General features: G+C 60.8%; 17 protein-coding genes and 1 tRNA gene. 6 read left to right on the forward strand and 12 right to left on the reverse strand.

Annotation, left to right across the window (positions count from 1 at the left end):
- Nucleotides 1-23: 23 nt before the first annotated feature.
- Nucleotides 24-2,069: an NADPH-dependent 2,4-dienoyl-CoA reductase gene (locus tag CH295_RS19020; RefSeq protein ID WP_094741647.1), complete on the reverse strand. Its 2,046-nt coding sequence runs from the start codon at nucleotides 2,067-2,069 to the stop codon at nucleotides 24-26.
- Nucleotides 2,066-2,593, reverse strand: coding sequence for a PadR family transcriptional regulator (locus CH295_RS19025; RefSeq protein ID WP_094741648.1), 528 nt, complete (start codon nucleotides 2,591-2,593; stop codon nucleotides 2,066-2,068). Before CH295_RS19025 ends, CH295_RS19020 begins: the two co-directional genes overlap by 4 nt.
- An 83-nt stretch (nucleotides 2,594-2,676) precedes the next feature.
- Here CH295_RS19025 and CH295_RS19030 point away from each other — a divergent pair, with 83 nt between their 5' ends.
- The gene (locus CH295_RS19030; protein ID WP_094741649.1) at nucleotides 2,677-3,999 is read left to right on the forward strand and encodes an MFS transporter; all 1,323 of its coding nucleotides are present in this window, start codon (nucleotides 2,677-2,679) and stop codon (nucleotides 3,997-3,999) included.
- On the opposite strand, the gene CH295_RS19035 is transcribed toward CH295_RS19030, so the two are convergent.
- Entirely contained in the window at nucleotides 3,996-4,820 is an 825-nt protein-coding gene (locus CH295_RS19035) for an alpha/beta fold hydrolase (RefSeq protein WP_037193197.1), read from the reverse strand. The genes CH295_RS19030 and CH295_RS19035 overlap by 4 nt on opposite strands.
- Nucleotides 4,821-4,849: 29 nt before the next feature.
- Nucleotides 4,850-5,500: a TetR family transcriptional regulator gene (locus CH295_RS19040; RefSeq protein WP_230592413.1), complete on the reverse strand. Its 651-nt coding sequence runs from the start codon at nucleotides 5,498-5,500 to the stop codon at nucleotides 4,850-4,852.
- A gap of 173 nt (nucleotides 5,501-5,673) precedes the next feature.
- On the opposite strand from CH295_RS19040, the gene CH295_RS19045 reads away from it, so the two are divergent.
- From CH295_RS19045 to CH295_RS19055, 3 genes are all read left to right on the forward strand, one after another.
- On the forward strand, nucleotides 5,674-6,786 hold the full coding sequence (locus tag CH295_RS19045; RefSeq protein WP_094741650.1) for a ferredoxin reductase: 1,113 nt from the start codon (nucleotides 5,674-5,676) through the stop codon (nucleotides 6,784-6,786).
- Nucleotides 6,787-6,847: 61 nt separating this feature from the next.
- A complete protein-coding gene (locus CH295_RS19050; RefSeq protein WP_037193192.1) occupies nucleotides 6,848-8,032 on the forward strand; it encodes a fatty acid desaturase family protein in 1,185 nt (394 codons plus the stop codon).
- Between the two features lie 23 nt (nucleotides 8,033-8,055).
- Nucleotides 8,056-8,289 carry a hypothetical protein gene (locus tag CH295_RS19055; RefSeq protein WP_032394788.1) on the forward strand — a complete coding sequence of 78 codons (234 nt, stop codon included), beginning with the start codon at nucleotides 8,056-8,058 and terminating at the stop codon, nucleotides 8,287-8,289.
- 88 nt (nucleotides 8,290-8,377) lie between these two features.
- Here the strand turns inward: CH295_RS19055 and CH295_RS19060 are convergent, their stop codons facing one another.
- The 7 genes from CH295_RS19060 to CH295_RS19095 all read right to left on the reverse strand — a co-directional run bounded on the left by CH295_RS19060 (nucleotide 8,378) and on the right by CH295_RS19095 (nucleotide 18,495).
- Entirely contained in the window at nucleotides 8,378-9,505 is a 1,128-nt protein-coding gene (locus tag CH295_RS19060; protein WP_094741651.1) for a methyltransferase, read from the reverse strand.
- Complete coding sequence (locus tag CH295_RS19065; protein ID WP_094741652.1) at nucleotides 9,502-10,644, reverse strand: N(5)-(carboxyethyl)ornithine synthase; 1,143 nt, start codon at nucleotides 10,642-10,644, stop codon at nucleotides 9,502-9,504. The genes CH295_RS19060 and CH295_RS19065 overlap by 4 nt, the downstream gene beginning before the upstream one ends.
- Nucleotides 10,645-11,669: 1,025 nt before the next feature.
- Nucleotides 11,670-13,427, reverse strand: coding sequence for a UvrD-helicase domain-containing protein (locus CH295_RS19080; protein ID WP_170945979.1), 1,758 nt, complete (start codon nucleotides 13,425-13,427; stop codon nucleotides 11,670-11,672).
- On the reverse strand, nucleotides 13,420-15,399 hold the full coding sequence (locus CH295_RS19085; RefSeq protein WP_094741656.1) for an ATP-dependent nuclease: 1,980 nt from the start codon (nucleotides 15,397-15,399) through the stop codon (nucleotides 13,420-13,422). The genes CH295_RS19080 and CH295_RS19085 overlap by 8 nt, the downstream gene beginning before the upstream one ends.
- A gap of 328 nt (nucleotides 15,400-15,727) precedes the next feature.
- The gene (locus CH295_RS27555) at nucleotides 15,728-16,534 is read right to left on the reverse strand and encodes a hypothetical protein (protein ID WP_141217060.1); all 807 of its coding nucleotides are present in this window, start codon (nucleotides 16,532-16,534) and stop codon (nucleotides 15,728-15,730) included.
- Nucleotides 16,535-16,713: 179 nt separating this feature from the next.
- Nucleotides 16,714-17,826 carry a DUF4062 domain-containing protein gene (locus CH295_RS19090; protein WP_170945981.1) on the reverse strand — a complete coding sequence of 371 codons (1,113 nt, stop codon included), beginning with the start codon at nucleotides 17,824-17,826 and terminating at the stop codon, nucleotides 16,714-16,716.
- A gap of 593 nt (nucleotides 17,827-18,419) precedes the next feature.
- Nucleotides 18,420-18,495, reverse strand: a tRNA-Arg gene (locus tag CH295_RS19095).
- A gap of 160 nt (nucleotides 18,496-18,655) precedes the next feature.
- Between CH295_RS19095 and CH295_RS19100 the strand changes: the two genes are divergently transcribed.
- On the forward strand, nucleotides 18,656-19,813 hold the full coding sequence (locus tag CH295_RS19100; RefSeq protein WP_094741658.1) for an XdhC family protein: 1,158 nt from the start codon (nucleotides 18,656-18,658) through the stop codon (nucleotides 19,811-19,813).
- 44 nt (nucleotides 19,814-19,857) lie between these two features.
- Nucleotides 19,858-21,936, forward strand: coding sequence for a bifunctional copper resistance protein CopD/cytochrome c oxidase assembly protein (locus CH295_RS19105; RefSeq protein ID WP_094741659.1), 2,079 nt, complete (start codon nucleotides 19,858-19,860; stop codon nucleotides 21,934-21,936).
- 13 nt (nucleotides 21,937-21,949) lie between these two features.
- Here CH295_RS19105 and CH295_RS19110 read toward each other — a convergent pair whose 3' ends face one another.
- Entirely contained in the window at nucleotides 21,950-22,375 is a 426-nt protein-coding gene (locus tag CH295_RS19110; RefSeq protein WP_052047913.1) for a MarR family winged helix-turn-helix transcriptional regulator, read from the reverse strand.
- Between the last annotated feature and the right edge of the window lie 57 nt (nucleotides 22,376-22,432).

The following is a 22,432-nucleotide window of genomic DNA, read 5'->3' on the forward strand; positions in this document are numbered from 1 at the left end:
GGTGAGACAGGCTAGCGGACAGATCAGATCGTGGCCGCGAGCCGGGTGCCTTGCTCGATGGCCCTCTTCGCGTCCAGCTCCGCGGCGACGTCCGCACCGCCGATGATGTGCGTGGTGGTGCCCGCGGCCTTCAGTTCGTCGACCAGGTCGCGAACCGACTCCTGGCCCGCGCAGATCACGACGGTGTCCACCTCGAGAACGCGCGGACGTTCGTGCTTGTCGCCGAACGAGATGTGCAGCCCCGCGTCGTCGATCTTCTCGTAGTTGACACCCGAAAGCTGATGCACGCCTTTGGCTTTCAGTGCAGCGCGATGGACCCAGCCGGTCGTCTTCGCCAGCCCGGCACCGATCCGACCCGGTTTGCGTTGCAGTAGATACACCTCACGCGGAGACGGTACGGGCACCGGAGTCGTCAACGCCCCCGGTGCGGCCTCGGGCTCGGTGACGCCCCACTCCTGCTTCCATTCCTTCAGATCCAACGTGGGGGAGGCGTCGGTGGTGAGGAACTCGGAGATGTCGATACCGATACCGCCGGCTCCGATGACCGCGACCCGATCGCCGACGGGCTTGCCGTCGCGCACCAGTTCCGCGTACGACAGCACCGACGGGTGCTCGATGCCGGGGATACGGGGAATCCGCGGGGTGACACCGGTAGCGAGCACCACTTCGTCGAACTCTCCTGCGACGAGTTCGGCGGCGGTGACTCGGGTGCCGAGGTGAACCGCGACGTCCGCGCTACGAAGTGCGCTGGAGAAGTACCGGATCGTTTCGGCGAACTCCTCCTTGCCGGGAATGAGTCGCGCGATTCCGAACTGCCCGCCGATTTCTGCTCTGGCCTCGAAGAGACTGACGGCGTGTCCGCGCTGCGCGAGATTGAGTGCGGCGGCCAGTCCTGCGGGTCCGGCTCCGACGACCGCGACCTTCTTGGTCCTCTTCGTCGGCAGTAGCTGCAGGTCGATCTCGCGTCCGGCACGCGGGTTGACCAGGCACGAGACCTTCTTGTGGACGAAGGCGTGGTCCAGGCAGGCCTGATTGCACGCGATGCACGTGTTGATCTGGTCGGCGTTGTCGGTGGCGGCTTTCTCGACCCAGAACGGATCGGCCAGCATCGGCCTGGCCATCGCGATCAATTGCGCGTCGCCGCGCGCCAGAATGTTCTCGGCGATCTCGGGCATGTTGATGCGATTGGACGCGGCGACGGGGATTGCCACGTGCTTCTCGAGTTTGCCGGTGATGTCCGCGAATGCGGCGCGCGGAACCGAGGTGACGATGGTCGGCACCCGCGACTCGTGCCAGCCGATATCGGTGTTGATGATGTTCGCGCCCGCAGCCTCGACGTCCTCCGCCAGCGCGACGATGTCAGGCCAGCTCTGGCCCTGTTCCACGAGGTCGGCCATCGACAGCCGGAACACGATGAGGAAGTCGGGGCCGACGGCTGCCCTCGTCTGCCGCACGATCTCGACGGCAATCCGACGGCGATTCTCCGCCGAACCGCCCCACTCGTCGCGTCGCTTGTTGGTGCGTTCGGAGAGGAACTGGTTGATGAAGTAGCCCTCACCGCCCATGATCTCGACGCCGTCGTAGCCGGCGCTCTGGGCGAGCCGGGCGGAGCGTACGTAGTTGCGGATCTGCCAGCGGACGCCCCTCGATGTCAGTCGCCGCGGCCGAAAAGGATTGATGGGAGCCTTGATCGACGACGCCGACACGCTCAGCGGCTGATAGGAATAGCGTCCGGCATGCAGGATCTGCAGTGCGATCTTGCCACCTTCGCGATGGACGGCCGCGGTGATCCGGCGATGCCGACGGGCTTCGATCCGATTGGTCAGCTTGGCTCCGAACGGCAACAGCCAACCGGTGCGATTGGGGGCATAGCCCCCGGTGATGATGAGTGCGACTCCGCCGCGGGCACGCTCGGCGAAATAGGCAGCCAGGCGTCCGGTGTCGCGGGCGCGATCTTCGAGGCCGGTGTGAATCGATCCCATGATCACGCGGTTCTTCAGCGTGGTTGCGCCGACATTCAACGGCGACAACAGAATCGGATACGGGCCAGCGGTCTGCTCGGTCTTCACAGCTTCTCCAATACCTCGGTGCACCACTCGGTGAATCCTTCTTCGACGCGAATTCCGCCGCGCAGCACCAGGTATTGATGCAACGCGGTGCCGGTGAGGGCAGCGGGGGCCGGAAAATCCTGCTTCTCGATCAGTCGGTAGACATCGAGGCGGGTGGCATGGACATCGCGATGGCGGGCAACTTCGACCTTGAGGGCATCGATGTCACCGTGGGCGGCACCGCGGATCTTGACGGCGAGCTCCTCGCGTAACTGCGAGGGATCGGTCGGCGCGGCGATCCAGCGATCGAGCTCGGCGCGACCCGCAGCGCTGACGGAGTAGACCTTCTTGTCGGGTCGACCGTCCTGCGCGACTGCCTCACCGGTGATCCACCCGGCCCCGTCCATCCGCGTCAACGTCCGGTAGATCTGCTGATGCGTTGCGCTCCAGAAGAATCCGATGGACTTGTCGAAGCGGCGGGCGAGTTCGTATCCCGAGCCACTGAGCTCGGTGAGGGAAACCAGAATCGCGTGTTCCAAAGCCACACCCGAGAGTATGTATGCAACACGGTGACTATGCAACTAGGTGCAGTAAAACCCGACGACGCCGCGGTCTAGTGTTGGCAACCATGGGAACCCAGCCGGAGGCCGCTGTCGTCGGAGTCGCCACAACGCGTAAGCAGGTCACCGCCTGGGGGTTCTGGGACTGGGGCTCGGCGGCGTTCAACGCCGTTGTTCTCACGTTCGTGTTCTCGGTGTATCTCACCGACGCCGTCGGCGACGACCTGCCCGGTTCGATCTCGGCCACCACCTGGTTCAGTTGGACGATTGCCGTGTCCAGCGTCGTCATCGCACTCCTCGCGCCCGTGTGCGGGCAATACTTCGACGCGCGCGGCAAGCGCAAGTGGCTGCTCGGGGTGTTGACCACACTGACGGTCGTCGCCATGGCCGGCCTGTTCTTCGTCAAGGACGACTACCACTATCTGTGGCTGGGCCTGTTGCTGCTCGGTCTCGGATCGATCATGTTCGAGCTGGCCAGCATCCCGTACAACTCGATGCTGCGGCAGGTCTCCACGCCGGCGAACATCGGCCGCGTATCCGGGTTCGGTTGGTCCATGGGCTATTTCGGTGGCATCGTACTGCTGCTCCTGTGCTACGTCGGTTTCATTGCAGGCGACGGCGACACCCGCGGTGTTCTGGGGCTGAGCACCGACGGCGGACTGAACATTCGGCTCGTCGCTCTGCTCGCCGCCGTGTGGTTCGCCGTCTCGGCCATCCCGGTGATGTTCGCCGTTCCCGAGGTACCGCGGGCCGTCGCCGATCCCAAGGCCGCCGAAGCCGGATTCGCGGCCTCGTACCGGGTGCTGTTTCGCGATGTCCGTGAGCTGTGGAGCGCGGACCGCCGCGCCGTCCACTATTTGATAGCCAGTGCACTGTTCCGGGACGGACTGGCGGGCGTCTTCACCTTCGGAGCCGTGCTCGCCGTCAGCGTCTACGGCATCGGTGCGGGCGACGTCCTGCTGTTCGGCGTCGCCGCCAACGTCATCGCGGGTCTCGGAGCCATCGTCGCCGGACGGTTCGACGACAGAATCGGGCCGAAGAAAGTCATCGTCTTCTCCCTCACCTGCATGATCGCCGCCGGGACAATTCTGCTGTTCGTCTCGGGACCGACGATGTTCTGGATCTTCGGGCTGATCCTGTGCCTGTTCGTCGGACCGGCGCAGTCGTCCGCGCGCACGTTCCTGGCCCGGCTGGCTCCACCGGGACGAGAAGGTCAGTTCTTCGGACTGTTCGCGACAACAGGACGCGCCGCGTCGTTCCTCGCGCCGTCGCTGTTCGGTCTGTTCGTGTGGATGTTCGACTCCGACCGCGCCGGTATCGCCGGGCTGATCATCGTCCTCGCTGCCGGACTGTTGGCGCTGCTGAAGGTGCGGGCTCCGGAGCGGGTCTAGACGGAGTCGATACGGGCCAGGATCTCGGCCGTCAGTTCCTCGGGCGCTTCTTCCGGGATCCAGTGCGAGATGCCGTCGAGTTCGACGAATCGGTACGGCGCATCGACGAATTCGCCGCAGCGCTCCGCTCCCGCTCGGCCGATGGCTGTGTCGCCGTTGCTCCAGACGTAGGTGGTGGGGACGGTCACCGGAGGAAGGTTCGCGAACTCCTTGGTCATCGCGGCGTACCAGCTCGATGCGGCCGTCAGCGCCCCGGGGACGGTGAGGTGCCGAACATATTCGTCATCGAGGCTGTCCGCACCGAACATCGCGCGCAGACGCTGTGCACCGTTCTCGACCAGAACTCGTTCGGCCTTCTCCGGTTCTCGAAGCAGGCCGAAGTACTGCGACCGCTCCTGCTGATCCGGATCCTCGCGGATGGCCCAGTTGAACGCGGCCGAGTGCGGGACCGATGCGGCAGTGAGGCTTCGGACTCGGTCCGGATGCTCGGCTGCGACATGCCAGGCGACCACCGCACCCCAGTCGTGTCCGACCAGGTGCGCCGACGGGAGATCGAGTACGTCGAGCAGGGCGAGGACGTCACCGGTGAGACGTTCGATGCGATAGTGCTCGACGCCGATCGGACGGGCACCGGGGGAGTAGCCCCGCTGGTTCGGCGCGATCACGCGACAACCTGCGCCGACCAAGCCGGGTGTCACCGCGGTCCACGATGCGTTGGTCTGCGGAAAGCCGTGCAGCGCAACCACCGGAACACCGTCCGGCGGTCCCGACATCGCAACGTCGAACACGTACTCGCCGACACTTACCTCGGTCATGAACATCCCTTCGTGGCCGTCTCGTTCTCGAACGGTCAAGCCCGTCGTGGTTCCCATCGGCTCATCCCGAGCATGATCATGCGGATCTGCTTCTCGGTCCGCTCGATCAGATCCTTCTCGTTCTGACTACCCGGTCTGTCGATTTCCAACAGGCCGACCACCGCAGTGAGCATCGTCGAGACCAGGAGATCGGCGGTCATCTCCAGATCGGCGACGTCCCACTGCTCGAGGCCGGGCATGCGAGAGAGGTCGATGGTCAGCTCGCTGACGAACAGTCGCAGCTCGGTGGCGAAGGCACGCCGGACCTCGGTGACGCCGCCGTACCGCTCGCGACTGAGAAAACGGAACTGATCCTCGTGGCTACGAACCTGGCGGACCAGGATGCCGAAGGATTCGGTGGCCGTCTTGGCGCTCGGGTTGCGTCGGGCATCGCGCAGCATCTGTCGCAGCATGCGCATGCTGTCCTCGACCAGGGCGACGCCCAGATCCTCCATGGAGGCGAAGTGCCGGTAGAACGCAGTGGGGACTATTCCGGCGGATCGAGCGACCTCCCGCAGGCTGACGCTGGCGAACGATCGCTCGCGTAGCAGATCGAGCGTGCCCTCGATCAGGGCCTGACGGGTGCGCTCCTTGCGCTCGGCGCGGGTCCCCGGTTCTGTCACAACGTCCAGTTTATGGGCGCGCATTCTGTGATCTCCCTTCCGGTTCCTCTCCGGCACCCCGCAGAACTGTCGATTCGTCCTGTAACGGCCGTCACATAAACGTTGACAGGTACCGGTGTCGCTCTGCCACACTCATGTTAGTGCACAATCGTTCACTGAATGGGTCGTAGGTTTTCGATCCGGTTAGGGAGGATGGAATGACGCTTCAAGAACGTCCGTCGCGGACCTCGGGTTCGCGCAAGTTCTCACTTCTTTCCCTGTTCGAGGCCATGGCCACGCCCCACGCGCTCGATCGGTACCTCGAACTCGTCGACCCCATGACGACCGTTCGTGACCTTCGCGGCGAAGTGACCGAGATACACCGGTCCACCGAAGACTCGTTGACTCTCACCATCCGTCCCACGCGTCAGTGGAAGGGATTCAAGGCCGGCCAGTTCGTTCAGGTCGGGGTCGTCATCGACGGAGTACGGCACACCCGCTGCTACTCACCCGCGTGCTCGCAGTACCGCAAGGACGGCCGGATCGAACTGACGATCAAGGCGCATCCCGAGGGCCTGGTGTCGCAGTACCTGCACAAGAACGCGCACATCGGCCTCGTGGTCAGCCTGTCGCAAGCGGACGGCACGTTCGAGCTTCCCGAACCACGCCCGGCAAAGACGCTGCTGATCAGCGGTGGCAGCGGCATCACGCCGGTGCTGTCCATGCTCAGGTCGCTGCTGGACGAGGGGTACAGCAGCGACCTGACCTTCCTGCACTACGCGTTCACCGAGAACGACGTGGCGTACAAGAAGGATCTGGAGAAGATCGCCGCCGAGCACGAGAACGTCAATATCGTGTTCGCGTACACCGAGCAGAAGACGGGCGGTGATCTGTACGGGTTCTTCGGCCAGGAACATCTCGACGCAGTGGCCCCGTGGTTCGCCGAGGCCGACACCTTCCTGTGCGGACCTCCCGGACTGATGAAGGGCGTGACGTCGTTCTTCGACGACGCAGGTCTGGGCGAGCGGCTGCACCTCGAGGAATTCACGCCCTCGTTCGCCACCGTCAGCGACGACGTCACCGGAACCACCACGTTCTCCGGCAGCGATGTGTCCTCGGAGAACGACGGCGAGACGCTGCTCGAGCAGGCCGAATCGGCAGGGCTCTCACCGGCCAACGGTTGCCGGATGGGTATCTGCTTCACCTGCACCTCGGTGAAGAAGTCCGGCTGCACCAAGAACATCAAGACCGGTGAGACCGACACCGAATCCGACAAGAAGATCCAGTTGTGTGTGTCCGTCGCCGTGGGCGACGTCGACATCGACATCTAGATCCACCTCGAACACCGACAACCCAGACCCATCTCGACCCGATCGAATTGGAGATCATCAGATGCTCGGAACGATTCTCTCGATCCTGCCCACCGCCGTCCTGCCCTTTCGCCGCAACGAGACCCTGCCGGACCAGCCGACCGTGCTGACCTTCGAGCAGGTCGAAGAGCTCGGCCGCGAACTCGACGCACTGCGTGCCCGTACCGTCGCCAAGCTCGGCGACGAGGATCGCGAGTACATCTACAAGATCATCAAGGCGCAGCGCGGCCTCGAGATCACCGGACGCGCGTTGATGTACCTGCCCTTCCTCCCGCCTGCGTGGCTGGCAGGCGTCGGTGCACTCGGTGTGGCGAAGATACTCGACAACATGGAGATCGGGCACAACGTCATGCACGGTCAGTACGACTGGATGCGCGAGCCCGGCCTCAACTCCGAGGTGTTCGAGTGGGACACCGTCTGCCCGGCGGATCAGTGGAAGCACTCGCACAACTACATGCATCACACCTTCACCAACATCGTCGGCATGGACCGCGACATCGGTTACGGCATCCTGCGCATGGACCAGGATCAGAAGTGGAACCCGTACTACCTCGGTAACCCGGTCTACGCGTTCCTGTTGATGACGTTCTTCGAGTGGGGCGTGATGCTGCACGACCTCGAGACCGAGAACATCGTCGCGGGCAAGCGCAAGTGGCACGACGTCAAGCCGCTGCTGCAGGGCATGTGGCGCAAGGCGGGCAAGCAGGCGCTCAAGGACTACGTGATCTTCCCCGCGCTGACCGGTCCGTTCTTCGCTTCCACCGTGGTCGGCAACGTCGCCGCGAACCTCATCCGCAACGTGTGGACCTACTCGATCATCTTCTGTGGTCACTTCCCGACCGGAGTCCAGACCTTCAGCCAGGAAGAGACTGCCGAAGAGACCCGCGGCGAGTGGTACGTGCGTCAGATGCTGGGATCCGCCAACATCGAGGGCACCCCGCTGTTCCACATCATGTCGGGCAACCTCTCGCACCAGATCGAGCATCACCTGTTCCCCGATCTGCCCGCACATCGCTACCCGCAGATCGCGCCCGAGGTCAAGGCTCTGTGCGAGAAGTACGACCTGCCGTACAACACCGGTGGCTTCTTCCACCAGATCGGCACCGTGTGGGGCAAGATCTTCAAGCTCGCGCTGCCCAACTCGCTCACGGGATCGGCGGCTCCGGCCGGTGTTATCGTCGAGCGTAAGAAGACCAGCGCAGCGTGACGACTTCGAAGGGGGCGGTCCTGTTGGTAGGAAAGTTCGAGCGCAACAAGGACACCGTGCAGGAATTCACCGAATCGGCCGCGACTCATGTCGGCCGGATCGTGGTGATCATCGCCGGAGCCGTCCGCGACGTCACTCGTGAAATCGGCGATCTGATCACCGACGGAATCGAGATGCGTGAGGCGGCGAAGAAGGCGGAGCGTGACGCACCGCTTGGCACCGTGATCAACGGAGAGTTCGAGACCCGCGAGCGGTAGAGCAATACCCGATCCACACAGCAGTACCAGATCCAATCAGCGCCGCCCGAGCATTGCTCGGGCGGCGCTGTTGTGTGCGGACCCACGGTCAGCGTGCGCGTAGCCGCCACAACGACGTGGTTTCGCGCGAGCGCGCCTCGTGCAGCACATCGGAGCTGTCGGTGACGCGCGAATGCGTCGGAGTGGTGTCGGTGCGGCCGACGACGGCCAGGCCCGCCGCGTCGATAGCCGTGAGAAGGTCTGCGCGAGTGACCAATTCGAGTAGCTCGGCGAGGTCGGAGACCACCAACCATGCCTCACCGTCGGGTGCCAAGTGCCCGCGAAGTCGGCTGAGGAAGGACTTGAGCATCCGCGAGCCGGGGTCGTACACCGCATGTTCGATGCCCGACGTCGGTTTCGTGGGAATCCACGGCGGATTGCACACGATCAGCCCCGCACGCCCGGACGGAAAGATGTCGGCCTGCACCACCTCGACCCGATCGGCGTACCCGAGCGCATCGATGTTGGCTCGTGCGCACGCGACCGACCGTGGATCCTTGTCGGTCGCGACCACCGAGGTCACGCCGCGGCGGGCGAGTACTGCAGCCAGAACGCCCGAGCCGGTGCCGATGTCGAACGCTCGCTCCGTATCCGGCAGTGGTGCGGCGGCGACGAGCTGAACGTACTCGCCGCGGACGGGAGAGAAGACACCGTAGTGCGGGTGGATCGAAGCGTCGAGCGCCGGAACGAAGACGCCCTTGCGTCGCCACTCGTGTGCGCCGACCATGCCGAGGAGTTCGCGCAACGAGAGCACGCACGGCGCAGCGTCAGGGCCGAGAGCTTCGGTCACCGCCGCCGATACGTCCGGTGCCCGGCCGAGATCGAGGCGGACTTCCGAATCGAGTTCCACCAGAAGCATTCCCAGTACTCGTGCACGTCGCGCTTGGTACTGGCGGTGCAGATGGAATCGCTCCGCGCCCGACGCGTCGGGCACGTGCTTGGCGGCCGGTACCCGCCGGGTCATCGCCGACAACAGCTGTCGAGCATTGTTGTAATCGCCGCGCCACAGCAGGGCCTCACCGATCGTGGCCATCTTGTACGCCACGTCGGCGGTGGTCGAATCGTTCACGATCCGCACCACACGGGGCGGGGGTGCACCGTTCTCGGACTGCCAGCGGGACGTCCGCTCGCTCCCGTTCTCGGTCCACGTGATGCTCGATGCTGCGTTCTCGTTCATGCTGCGGTGTGCGGGTACTCCGCACTGCGGTGTTGGAACGCAAGGATATTGGGGTTCACGATGACGCCGTTTCTGATCTCGATCGATCGCTCGATGGTGGCATCACCGCTCCAGGCCGTGGGGCCGTCGAGAACGGTTCGCAGATACGGCAGCAATGATTCGCTGATCTCCCAGGTGGCCGAGTTCCACAGATAGGAAGGGCTGTGGTCGACGGCGTAGTACTTGACGTTGTCACCGACGGTGAACATGGGATCGGTGAACGACGTGGGCCTGGCCCACTCGAAGCCCATTCCCTCGTCGCAGGAAACGTCGACCACGAGCGTGCCGGGTGCGAGAGTGGGCAGATCGTCGTTCATCAGGAACGTCAACGGTGCATTGGTGTCCTGCAGAACGCAATTGACGATCACGTCGTGGTCGGCGAGGAACTGCGAGAGTGGCACCCGTCCCTCGGGCGTGAGAGCACGGCTCTGTCTGGGATCGGCGTCGTCGAGATCGAAGTTCACGATGTTTGCCGAATGGATGGGCGAACCGACGGCAGTGACACCGCGTTGGGTCAACACGTCGACATCGTGGATGCCGTGCGCGTTCAGAGCGGTGACCGCACCGCGCGCCGTGGCTCCGAAGCCGATGACGGCGGCACGCAACCTTCGGCCGTAATCGCCGGTGGAACCGATCAGCTGCAACGCATGCAGCACCGAGCAGTAGCCGGCCAGTTCGTTGTTCTTGTGGAACACATGGAGATTGAACCAGCCGTCCGGCGTCCAGTGATTCATGGCCTCGAACGCGATCAGTGTCAGCTTGCGTTCGACGGCGATCTGGGTGAGCTGTTCGTCCTGTACGCAGTGCGGCCAGCCCCACAGCGTCTGCCCGGGTCGCAGCGCGGCAAGATCCTCGGCCTGTGGCTTGGGCAGCAGGATCACATCGCACTCGGCGATGAGCTGCTCGCGTGTGCGAATGCCCGCCACTTGGCCGGCCAAGTGCTCGTCCGAAATTCCGAACGGCTCGCCGTAGCCGGATTCGAGGAACATGCGGGCTCGGATGTCGGCATCGATGCGATCGAGATGAAGTGGATGAATCGGAAGTCGCCGCTCATTCGGCTTGCGTGAACGTGAGAGGACTCCGAGAGTGAGCTGATGCACGTGTGACCCTTCGTTATGCGAAGTCAACCACAGTGAGCCGAAGTGTCTTGCGTTCGTGCTGGTCAGAGGTGCGCCTCCGTGAATGGCTTTCACGCAAGGATACCCCGTTAGCGGCGCTGGCCCGGGGCGTCGAACTGCTGAACTTTCCAGAGCCAGGTAGCGAGAATGCGTAGGTTAAGCCGGAGGAGCGCCGCTGTCGGCCCCATCGTCGGCTGAGTGAATCGGAGGTGGATCTGCTGACTTCGGAGTTGGAAGGGTGCACAACCGCTCCGGAGGTGGCCGAGCTGTTCGGGATTCATCGGCAGACCGTCGCGCGACTGTCAGCGAGCAGGGGAGTGACGACTCGTTCGCGTGCTCGGATCGATGCTGAGCTCCTTGCGGAAGTGACCTGGAGCTACGAACGCGGGAGGTCCACCGTTGAGCTGGGGTGGCAGTACGGCCTTGCTGCCAGCAGTTTCGGCAAAGCCTTAAAGAAGTCGGGCGTGGCCCCTCGGCAGCCGAAGTTCAATCGGTGGGCTACAAGAGATGAGTAGCTACGTTCAGTCAGCTCGGTCGTCGGCTTCGTGTGGATCTTCTTGCCCAGCTGGCTCGGTCTCCTCCATGGCGAGTGCGACAAGCACCTTCGAAATTTGGTGGAGGTCGGGCTGCGGTTCGACGGCTGAGCGGACGTACACGACTGTGCCGCCACTGGTGACGGTTGGCGGGGGGAACGTAGACCTCACCGCGCGCATAGCGCATGTAGATCTTGTCTGCGCGATTCACGAGCGACTTGTTCCTGTGCAGACACCGCGTCGGCGTTGTATGAGTTTCTGATCAGTCAGATCCTCTAAAGGGCGATAGAAATCGTGAATGATGCGCTGATGTGCAGTGTCCATTAAGGAATGAGAGTCTTGGTGCTCTAGCTAGATTCTTCTAAGCTGGTGGTGCTGTGTGATGTAAGTTGAGATAAACAAGCATACCATTCATACCATTCATACCAGCATGACACGTCTTGTTGAGTAGTAGCTGGTAGATTCAAGTTTGTCTCAGTATGCGTCTTCGATCCGATTTTCTAATAATCGAATATACCTAAACGGAACAGTATCCCGCGTTAGTCGGGACAGTACCTTGTCGAGGTGTGACTCGTGAACTGCCAACATTAGTAACTTCTGTGCCCGCGTCGCTCCAACATACAACACGCGACGCGGTTCACCGTCTCGGTCCTCATGCCATAGGAGTACGCCCGATTGGTCACGGGTTCGCGATTCATGGTCCTCGGGAATTACCATGGTTACAAACTGCTGCTGAAGGCCCTTGTAGCTATGAATTGTTCCGTACTGAATCGACGTTTTCTTACCCCAGTTGGGCATGGCGGGCCACTTGTCTCCTCTCGGAATCGTAAGACTTCCGACCCAGTCGAACGAGTTCGAGGAAAGTGCTTGCATCAAACTATTCTTGAAAGTTGACGGATTTTTATCGAAAGCGGTTGAGGTGGCGACACGAAGAACTGAGGTAAGAAACTGCCTTTCGGAGAGGCCAATCTTTTCCAAAAAATCCATGAGCGCGAGCTTTCTAAGTTCCTTGTTCGATGATTCGTGAAGTGTATTCGCAAGGTCATGCAAGGCCGATTGTCGTAGTCGAGTATTGGTCTCGTCATGCAGACACCGGATAGCAGATGCTATGCGGACCAATTTGCTGTCGGAGTTCAGTTCTGGTTTACTGCCGCCCGCGACACTACGCGCTGTATTCCAGTTGTGAGAAAGGATGACCGTTTGGTCCAATCTGTATCCCTCGCTTGTCCTTAGTAACTCAATGCAAGGAGCGATCGACTTAATATCAGAATACCCAAAGATGTAGATTGGAGTCTCGCTGTTTCGGTTAGGCCCACGAGCAATGTCGACAGATGACGTGCTCACCCGCAAGCTGCCTGCAATAGCGCAGATAGCTGGTGTGCTACGAAAATTGCCGTCCAGTCGATCTCCTGTGGGAGCTAGGGTACTCAAGGCTGGAACCGGTGAGCTAGACTGTAACTGTCGGAAGTCGTAAATCGCTTGATCTGGATCACCGACCAGGACGATCATTACACCAGCTTCTTTAAACAATTGTAGTACATTGAAATCAGAACCTGAGCAATCCTGTACTTCATCTACTATCACCTCGCTAAATCGACTGCCGATGAGAGCGGTAAGTTTGGAGCGATCAGAAGAATCGGCAAGGATTGAGTCCGCAACTTGCCGGGATGCTTCTGCGCTGTAATAGCCACGATTAATGAGCGTCTTTCTGATACGTGTCGCCTCGGCTTCAAATTCTATGCGCTGGGTAGAGCTGAGCGCCTCGATCTTCTTCCTAGCAATGTAGGGCGCTGTTCGCCCGTGTAGAGTAGCGGTGTCGTCAGAATGGAAGTCGAACCAATCCAGTAAGAAGACCCCCTGTCTTCCTGTCAGTCGAACAGTTACGTTCGGTAGCTGTGACCAGGTATCAACGAAGTGAGTACGTACGCCATCACGAGACGTCGCGAATGGACTCACGATAAAGCGGTTAAGAAACTTATCGATAGTACCGACAAAATTTGGCGCTGTAAGTAGGCTGGGGTCTCCTGAGCAGCGCAGTCTAGCTTCATCGGCTGCGGCATTTGTGAACGATAGAAGTGCCACGCCTTTACGGGGATGTGCGTTTGGCCTGACTGCGAAGCGCTCAGCGATGGTTTGAGTCTTTCCCGCTCCAGGACATGCCTCGACGAAGATAGATCCGACCCGCTCTATTAGATTCAACTGACTTTTAGTGAAGTCGAAGTCGTCATTCATCTGATGTATTCTCTGCTCCGATAGCAAAACGAACTGCATCTGTAAGATATTCAGGACACTTATATGTCCCTGGTTTCTCCAATGCAATGGCGAAGTCGTGGGCAAACTGTCCTTTGCTTAGAAACTTTTGAATAGTTTGCAGGCATACGTAAAACTCTCGCGAAGGGTCGGAAGCCTCGACAATTGCCGTCATTCGTTTTTGCGAACCAGGCTTCTGGGCTAGGAATGCGGTGCTGAATACGCTCTCGTTCTTCTCGGCCGGGTCGAGTAGGTCTGCTTCGAGCGTATGAGGTGCTTCAGCAATATGGACGATGGTCCTTGCTCCGAGTTCATCGACGATTTTCTGTAACGACGAAGCACGATTGTAGGTGACCACCTCATTCGCCTCATCAGAGTCTTCTTTCGAGGTATCGGCGTCCGGCGCTTCAGTGTCTAAACTGCCTTTTTGGTCCTTCTTTGATTCGTAACCTTTCTTTCTCTTCTTTTCCTCCTCAGTAAGTAATGGGTCTGTATCTGTAACAATGACCAGTCGTTCAACAAGTCGGCAGCCGTTTACTTCCTGTAGCAACAGGCGAATGTAGGGTTCGAAATCCACCATCCCAATATTAATGAGTGACACACCACGGAATTTCCTCTGTTGTTCCTTCTCTTTCATTTTGTCTTCATGTTTCAATATAACATTTCGAGCGAGTGCGGGAATAATTATCTGTTCAGCGATTCCTTCCACTAAAATGACATGGCGAGCAAACAGTAGTTCGGCGCGGGTTACATCAAGATATTGATTTATCTTCCGCTTAGCCTTGGCATCGTCACCTAAAGTAATTCTCGCTAGTGGCAACGTCTTCGTCGCATGCGACGTAATGACGCTACCGGCTTCGTCCGTGGCTACCTGAGACTGCACGACGACGACAGGATCGAGGCCGGCGCTGCTTGCCAGGTTGGGCGAATGCGTAGTGGCGATGATCTGAATTCTGCCTGCCGGACCGTCACTGTCGTCTTTGACCGAACTGCGAGCCTGGTCTCTGAGGTAATCGAGGAGAACCGACTGTAGTTGCGGGTGGAGATGGGCTTCTGGCTCCTCCACTAAAAATAGAGTAAGTTCAGATTCGTCGGCATTACTCAGTTCGAGGACGACAGAGGCTAGGAAGAGTAGATTCGCGTACCCAAGTCCAGAATTAGCGAGATCAGAGGGATCGACTAAGTGCTCGTTCATCTTGAGCCTTAGGCTGCGCGTTAAGCGCGCAAGCTTTATCGTGTCAAAAGAAACAGTGACGAACTGCTTTCGAACCGCATCGGTAAGGAGTGTCAGCTCGGTCTGAAGGTTGCGATTGGTCTCGGTAATGGCTTTATGGGTTTCAAGTTCTGTATACTTTGTCTTCGCAGATTCTACGAAGTCGTCGCGAACCTCGGGCTTAAGTAGAGTATCCATAATCATGGATAGGCGGTTGCCTGTTGCGGAGTCGAGTTCTCGATTCGCATCACGTAGGGGCGCTAAATAGACATGGTTGATTTGATCCCTTTTGCTTGGCTCGGAGTCTGGCATTCCGACTTTACCTGCCAGATTTTCAACCCGAGATTTACGAGGATTGACCTTGTCGTAGGTGTACTTGGTGCTATAAGTGGCAGTGTCATCTTCGACATCCAGTGCGCCAATGTAGTGAGCCTTTTGGAATTCTGAAAGATTTGAATATTGTAGCTTTATATTGATCGGTGCGTCCGGTCGACTCTCCGAGACGTCCTCACCCTCGAAGTACCGAGTTCGTCGCTGACTAAGAGGGGTAGTTGCTAGGCGGAGCGCCTCGATAATATTTGATTTTCCTGCGTTGTTCTCGCCGACGAGTATTGTTATGTCACTCTGGAATTCAACTAAGGTATCGATGCATGAACGGAAGTTTTGTATCTGTAGGGATTCCAAAGACATCGCACTGTGAATTGCGTTTAATTCCGGAGATTTATCAGTTGTTTTTACCATTACTTTAATTTACCAGTCTCTGCGTTATGTAAACGATGACAGATTGACAACGGCTCCGGTATGACCATCCAGGGGTAGACCTGCAGTAGGTGGCGCGACAAAACTGCGTACCGGTGAGATGAACCCTCCCTTTACTTCGAACGCTGTCTCGTCTTGTGGTGTTGATGGGGTAATTTCCATAGTCAGGCCCCGCTTAACTTCTGGATCGCCGGAGGTGCTTGAGGCTTGAATGCTCAACTACGACTCCTGCTGACCCGCCCGCCTCCTTAAATGCGTCGCGAATCCCCTCACGAGTCTGCGGGGCGGCAGGCAGCGTGTCCGCTAAAGATCACGGGATAAGTACACAGATAGTTTTGTCGCGACCGTACGAGATTTCGCGATTCTGGTAGCGTGCTGGTACGTCGTTTATATCTCCTGCCGGAGCCTCTGCTAAAGCAAGCAACCCATCCGTCGTTAATACCTCAGGGTGGGACTTCATCCAACGCTGCCCGGTGGTCAAAACCGCGTCGTATATTCTCGCTGGGAGCCCCATTGCGATGCCAACTTCAGGAAATTCGCGGAAAACGTAACGCGTATCTCCTGAGGTCGAAGATTGAAGTCCACCAGACCGAAATTCTCCTTGCTCGCGGTCGGCGATTGCGGATACCAACGGCCAATAATGCAGAAATGAGCCAAGGCTTGGGTCCAACATCATTTCCGGTGACACCGGCGGTGGGTCATGAAGTTCTGCGACCCAGGATCCGTTTGGAAAATGGCCAACGTGCACATATGAGTGTTCAACTGTGGCGGGTGACCCGATTCGCATAGTTCGTACCTGGTCTTTTGCTCGAGCTTTTTCGGTGCCGCTGAGCGACGCTCCGAAACGACCCTTGGCTTCTACGTTCACAAAAACGCGCCCCCTGCGGTCGAAACCAATAAAGTCGGGTCGCGACTTGCTCATTGATTGACCACTCGCAAGCAAGTAGCTTTCGTAGTGGGCGAAGTAGTCAATGCCCAGCACTTCTTCGGCGAATAGCTTGGCCTGCAGCTGACCGAGAAAGAAGCTCACCATCCCCTTTTCGGTAGGGTTCATATGAATGTAGCTTGCGCTTCTTATCCAGTGATTCCGCGCCTCCACGAGGTTTGCGTCCACCATTGCTGCCCTCCAGATCAAGTCCAAGAAACGGGGTCGGAGGAGACCCGCCACTCCAAACGGAGTTACCTGAATGGTGCTGGCGGCGTGGAGCAGTCGGGCGCGGTCGACTGCAAAGCGGCTTGGTGTTGGAGCGGGTGGGGCGGGAAACGCATGCAACGAATAGTCTATGTAGGCCACTGCTACCGCAGCTTCTCAGAGATAGTCCGCGCAAGAAGCCGACTCACTTCCAGCGAACTTGTACTCAGTGCCGCCTGACTTACGCTCTCGTCTGGCTCCACGCGGATGGGCGCGTTTGAACGCGTGCCGAAGGAGGCTTGGTTCCGCGGAAGGTTGGCAACGATACCGATAGTGATGCTGGAGGTTGGGTCAATACCCACAGCGATGGCAAGTCGCTCTTGGGTTACGAGTCGGAGCGCGCCGACCAGCCGAAGGCACTCCGCGATCTGTTCGACTGACGCCTCCTGATCGAACAATGAACCAAGGCTGTCACCAGGGAGTTGAGCGAAAACGGAAACCTGTCCACTTTGGTTTGCGCGTACACCAGTGATGACTGCATGGCGCACGTCGTTCCAGGACCTTGATTTTTCTTGACGTTCGGGTATGGCGACCGACACCGAGTCTGTGTCTCGTTGAGCGCTGATGCCCACATCATCGGCGACCAATCCGGTCTCACGGATACGCCTCGCGAATGTGTCGGCAAGTTCGTGCATTTGCCTCGTCGTCCTACGAGTTGCGGGAACAGGTTGCACGTGTACCTCGAGAGTCGCCTGTTCGACTGCATTCCGGTAGTGCGGGTCAGTGCCGCGACGCCACTCGAAATTCACCTCGTCGGACAGGGGCGCGAAAGTCAGGTCGGACGGGGCTGCAGCTTGCGAGCGTAGCGCTCCGGCAACTTTGGTTTGTAGCTCGGCGACAGAGTCGAACGTATCGTAGAAAACGCCTGAGCCGTAGTTTCCAATTCTGTCAATGAGCGCTTGCTGGTCTGGTTCGACTTCCACGCCATTCTTCACGTATACCAGTCGAGGGATGCCGCGCTTAGTTGCGGCAACCCATTCGTCGTGTGTTGGGGACTGCATAGTGTCAGCGAATCGATGCCCGTAGTTAGGGCCGAGGAGCAATACATACACATCTGCACGGGCGACACCCTCAAGGCACGCCTCGCGGCTCGGCGTGGGGGACGCCCCGAAGTTTTCGAAGCGTATGGGCTCGAAACCAATTGCCGAGATCAAACCGGGCAGGGCATCGCGCTCCTCTTCAAGACCGCGACGAACGCTGCTGATGAATACGCGCACTACAAACCTTTCGTTATGTACAACTTCAAGACTAGCGGTTCCGTCCGCCGTAGCCTCGCGGTTTCCCTCAACGCGGCGTGCAGAGGTGAGAAACGTAGCGCCTCTGACGCCGAGCAATCAGCCATTGTGCAGCAGTGCCCGATCCAACTGCTTGCATGAGTCGAGGCCTTACGAGATTGGGACGGAGTCGAACCGTCTCGATGCGCAAAGTCCTACCGGTTTGTTCGCCGACGATTTGTGAGGAACGAATCGCTTCGTCTGCCGATACGGACATGAGGTGTCGACTCCTACGCCGGCTTGCTCACGACGGTGATCGAACCGGTGACGGTCGCCGGGGGAGGGGCTTGGGCAGGATCGCTGCTCAGAGGTGTGCTAAACAAGGCCCGGCCCGCTGGCACCGCCGCTGTGTATACGATTGCGACGTCGTGGCCAGTGAGTACAGGTCTGCCACCCTGTCGACGCAGTTGCCCACAGTTGAGCTTTCGCCGTTTTCAACGGCCGCGCTGGGGCAGAAGATATCCCTTCATTGGCGCTGACCAGCGAAGACATAGAAAAACCTGCGCCTCGCGGCGCAGGTTTGAATGTTACTGCTCTGGTGCCCCCGGCAGGATTCGAACCTGCGACCAAGGGATTAGAAGGCCCTTGCTCTATCCCCTGAGCTACGGAGGCTGGCGCATGCGGGCGGACCCGCGCGAGCACGGTTGACGAGTGTACCTCCCTGCATACTGGGTCGGCGCAGGCATGGGTTCGCACGGAAATGGGTGGATACCGATTGCGCGGGTAAGACTGTGAACTCGGAATCGTTCCGACCGATGCCGAAGGAGTTTCGATGCACGACATCCTGGACGAGGTACTGCGCATCTGGCAGTCCGGCGACGTGGCAGCGGTCGCGACGGTGATCCGCACCTTCGATTCCGCGCCGCGTCCGGTCGGAGCGTCCATGGTCGTTGGCTCGGACGGTGCCGTTGCCGGCTCGGTCTCGGGCGGCTGTGTCGAGGGTGCGGTCTACGAACTCGCACAGGACGTGATGGATTCCGGCGCCCCGGTACTCACTCGATACGGGATATCCGACGACGATGCCTTTGCCGTCGGGCTCACGTGCGGCGGAACGCTCGACGTATTCGTGCAAGGGATCTCTCGGCGCACGTTTCCCGAATTCGAGGCCCTCGTCGCGGACGTTCGCGGCAACGTGGCCGTGGCGATGGCGACAGTCGTCGCACACGCCGATCCGGAACGGCTCGGCCGCAGGATCGTCGTCGGAGAATCGGGCACCCGAGGCTCGCTCGGCAGCGAGCGCGCCGACGCTGCCGTCGCCGACGATGCGAAAGGACTTCTCGCCGCGGGCCGTTCGGCTGTCCTGACCTACGGGCCCGACGGCCAGCGACGGGGGGAGGGGATGGAGGTGTTCGTCTCGAGCCACGCTCCGCCGCCGCGGATGCTGGTGTTCGGAGCCATCGATTTCGCTGCCGCAGTGGCGCAGCAGGGTGCCTTTCTCGGTTACCGCGTCACCGTCTGCGACGCACGGGCAGTCTTCGCCACCCCGCAGCGGTTTCCCGCCGCCGAGCAGGTCGTGGTCGCGTGGCCGCACGACTATCTGTCCGAGCAGTTCGCAGCAGGGGAAGTGGACGAACGCACCGTCGTCTGTGTGCTGACCCACGACCCCAAATTCGACGTGCCGCTGCTCGAAGTGGCGTTGCGCATTCCCTCTCTGGCGTTCGTCGGTGCGATGGGATCGCGCCGTACCCACGACGACCGCACGGCACGGTTGCGAGCGGCGGGTCTGACGGAGACAGAGCTCACTCGTCTGGCCAGTCCGATCGGGCTCGATCTCGGGGCTCGGACGCCTCAGGAGACAGCGGTATCGATCGCAGCGGAGATCATCGCCCACCGTTGGGGCGGTACCGGTGAACCGCTGCGCGCCCGACACGGGCGCATTCATCACGACGTGACCGAAGCCGCGCGCACGACCGAGTACGACGCTCTGTAGGACTCGCGTTTCGAGTACCGTCGATCACCTCTTACTCTGGTGGTATGGCAACACCGGATCTCGAGAAGAACGAACCCTCGACCGCCGAACTCCGCGCGGACGATGTCCGGACGGATGATGGTTCGACGAACGAAGATCCGCGTTCAACCACGACGACGGTGTTCGTCACTGCCGGGGTCATCGCCGGTGTGGTGGCCGCGCTCATCGTGATGCTGTCGGCCTCCGACGCGCTGGTGCTGTTGGGCATTCCGGATCCGGGCCCGGCCACGACCTACGGTCTGCCTGCCCTGCGGGCAATAGGTGAGATCGCCGCCGTCATCGCCATCGGATCGTTTCTGCTGGCCGCGTTCCTCGTGCCGCCGCAGAAGAACGGCGTGCTCGACGTCGACGGCTACCGTGCCGTGCGCACCGGTTCGGTCGCCTCGATCGTCTGGGCAGTCTGTGCACTGCTCCTGGTGCCGCTGACACTGTCCGACACCTCGGGGCAGCCGTTCTCCGAAGCCATCAAGCCGGCGAACCTCTGGATCGCACTCGACCAGGTGGAGATCGCCAGTGCCTGGCGTTGGACGGCCATCATGGCCGTTGTGCTCGCCATCGCGTCACGCACGGTGTTGCGGTGGGCCTGGACGCCCGCACTGCTCGGATTCTCCCTGGCGACGCTGCTGCCCATCGCGCTGAGCGGACACTCCTCGGCGGGCGGATCGCACGACATCGCCACCAACAGCCTGATCCTGCACCTCGGGGCCGCGTCGCTGTGGGCGGGCGGACTGTTCGCGCTGCTGGCTCACGTTCGCAGGCGCGGTGCGCATGCCGATGTCGCGGCTCGCCGATTCTCCACGATCGCCGGAGTCTGTTTTGTGGTGATGGGCATCAGCGGCGTCATCAACGCCCTGGTCCGCGTCTCGATCGCAGACCTGTTCACCACCACCTACGGCCTGCTGATCGTGGGCAAGATCGTCGCCCTGATCGTGCTGGGCGGCTTCGGCTGGATGCAGCGTCGCCGCGCATTACCGGCCCTGGTCGCCGATCCCTCGGCCCGCGGGCCGCTGCTCCGCTTCGCCGGTGCCGAGGTACTCGTCCTCGCGGCGACCATCGGGCTGGCCGTCGGGCTCGGCCGCACACCGCCCCCCGCCGAGATCGACCCCAACCTCACGACCACGGAGGCGGCCCTCGGGTACAACCTGAGTGGCCCACCGACGTTCGCGCGCATGGCTCTCGACTGGCGCTTCGATCTGATCTTCGGCACCGCCGCGATCGTCATGGCCGTGGTGTATCTGATCGGAGTCCGCCGTCTGCGGCTGCGCGGCGACGCGTGGCCCGTCGGTCGTACCGTCGCCTGGGTCCTGGGCTGCCTCACGCTGCTGATCAGCACGTCCTCGGGAATCGGTCGCTACTCCACGGCCGTGTTCAGCGTGCACATGACCGGGCACATGATGCTCTCGATGCTGGCGCCGGTCCTCCTCGCGCTCGGTGGTGCGCTGACGCTGGCATTGCGGGTACTGCCGGCGGCAGGCAAGGACGGCGTGCCCGGACTGCGCGAATGGCTGCTGATCGGACTGCACAGCCGGATCTCGCAGTTCCTGACCCATCCGCTCGTCGCCTCGCTGATCTTCGTCGGCGGCTTCTACGTGCTGTACCTCGGCGGCATCTTCGGAGCGGTCCTGGACAGTCACGGCGCACACCTGCTGATGAACCTGCACTTCGTACTCAGCGGGTACCTGTTCTACTGGACCGTCATCGGCGTCGATCCGTCTCCACGCAAGATCGCGCCCGTCACCAAACTCGCCGTCGTGTTCGGTTCGCTGCCGTTCCATGCCTTCTTCGGTGTGGCGCTGATGAGCATGAACACCGTGATGGGTGCCTGGTTCTACCGGACGCTCGGGCTGGACTGGAACTCCGACCTGCTCGGGGATCAGAAGCTCGGCGGCGGTATCGCCTGGGCCACGGGCGAGGTGCCGCTGGTGCTCGTCATGCTGGCGCTGCTGATCCAGTGGTCTCGCAGCGACGATCGCGATGCCCGCCGCGGCGACCGCGCCGCCGAGCGCGATCACGATGCCGAACTGGCCGCGCACAATGCGATGTTCGCCGAGCTCGCTCGACGTGATCGGACCGGCGAGCAGTAGTCGGCGGGTCGGTTCAGCCGGTTTCGGCGATCTTGCTCAACAATCGGTTCAGCTCGATGCGTTCCGCCGGCTCCAGGCCGTCGAACATTTCCGACGACACCTGACGGCGCGCGTCGTCGATTCTGTCCAGCAGCGCACGGCCGGTGTCGGTCAGCTCCACCAGGACGGCTCGCCGATCGCTCGGATCCTGTTGCCGCGTCACCAGGTGCGCCGCCTCGAGGGAGTCGACGATGTCGGTGGCCGATCGCGCGACGATGCGCAGGTGCTCGGCGAGATCGCGCAGTCGCACGGACTCGGGCTCGCGCGCCAACACGTGCAGGGCACGGCTCTGCGAAGGATTGAGCCCGAACGGTTCCAACGCAGTCATGTGGCTGCGCCTGATCTGCCGCGCGACGGCCATGAACTGCTCGCTCAGGTTGGGCGAGTGTCCGGTTTCCATGTACGGGATCATAGCGACGGTTGCTCGTTACCTCATAGTGAGGTAGCCTCTGCATAT

Origin of the sequence: Rhodococcus sp. 14-2483-1-2, from assembly GCF_002259405.1 — a bacterium.
In the GTDB taxonomy this organism is placed as follows: Bacteria; Actinomycetota; Actinomycetes; order Mycobacteriales; family Mycobacteriaceae; genus Rhodococcoides.

What these genes read in the sequence shown, in the direction of transcription:
- CH295_RS19030 (WP_094741649.1), top strand. Translation starts at nt 2,677, where the DNA reads ATGGGAACCCAGCCGGAGGCCGCTGTCGTCGGAGTCGCCACAACGCGT.
- CH295_RS19035 (WP_037193197.1), bottom strand. Translation starts at nt 4,820, where the DNA reads ATGTTCATGACCGAGGTAAGTGTCGGCGAGTACGTGTTCGACGTTGCG.
- CH295_RS19040 (WP_230592413.1), bottom strand. Translation starts at nt 5,500, where the DNA reads ATGCGCGCCCATAAACTGGACGTTGTGACAGAACCGGGGACCCGCGCC.
- CH295_RS19045 (WP_094741650.1), top strand. Translation starts at nt 5,674, where the DNA reads ATGACGCTTCAAGAACGTCCGTCGCGGACCTCGGGTTCGCGCAAGTTC.
- CH295_RS19050 (WP_037193192.1), top strand. Translation starts at nt 6,848, where the DNA reads ATGCTCGGAACGATTCTCTCGATCCTGCCCACCGCCGTCCTGCCCTTT.
- CH295_RS19060 (WP_094741651.1), bottom strand. Translation starts at nt 9,505, where the DNA reads ATGAACGAGAACGCAGCATCGAGCATCACGTGGACCGAGAACGGGAGC.
- CH295_RS19080 (WP_170945979.1), bottom strand. Translation starts at nt 13,427, where the DNA reads ATGAATGACGACTTCGACTTCACTAAAAGTCAGTTGAATCTAATAGAG.
- CH295_RS19085 (WP_094741656.1), bottom strand. Translation starts at nt 15,399, where the DNA reads ATGGTAAAAACAACTGATAAATCTCCGGAATTAAACGCAATTCACAGT.
- CH295_RS27555 (WP_141217060.1), bottom strand. Translation starts at nt 16,534, where the DNA reads ATGGTGGACGCAAACCTCGTGGAGGCGCGGAATCACTGGATAAGAAGC.
- CH295_RS19100 (WP_094741658.1), top strand. Translation starts at nt 18,656, where the DNA reads ATGCACGACATCCTGGACGAGGTACTGCGCATCTGGCAGTCCGGCGAC.
- CH295_RS19105 (WP_094741659.1), top strand. Translation starts at nt 19,858, where the DNA reads ATGGCAACACCGGATCTCGAGAAGAACGAACCCTCGACCGCCGAACTC.
- CH295_RS19110 (WP_052047913.1), bottom strand. Translation starts at nt 22,375, where the DNA reads ATGGAAACCGGACACTCGCCCAACCTGAGCGAGCAGTTCATGGCCGTC.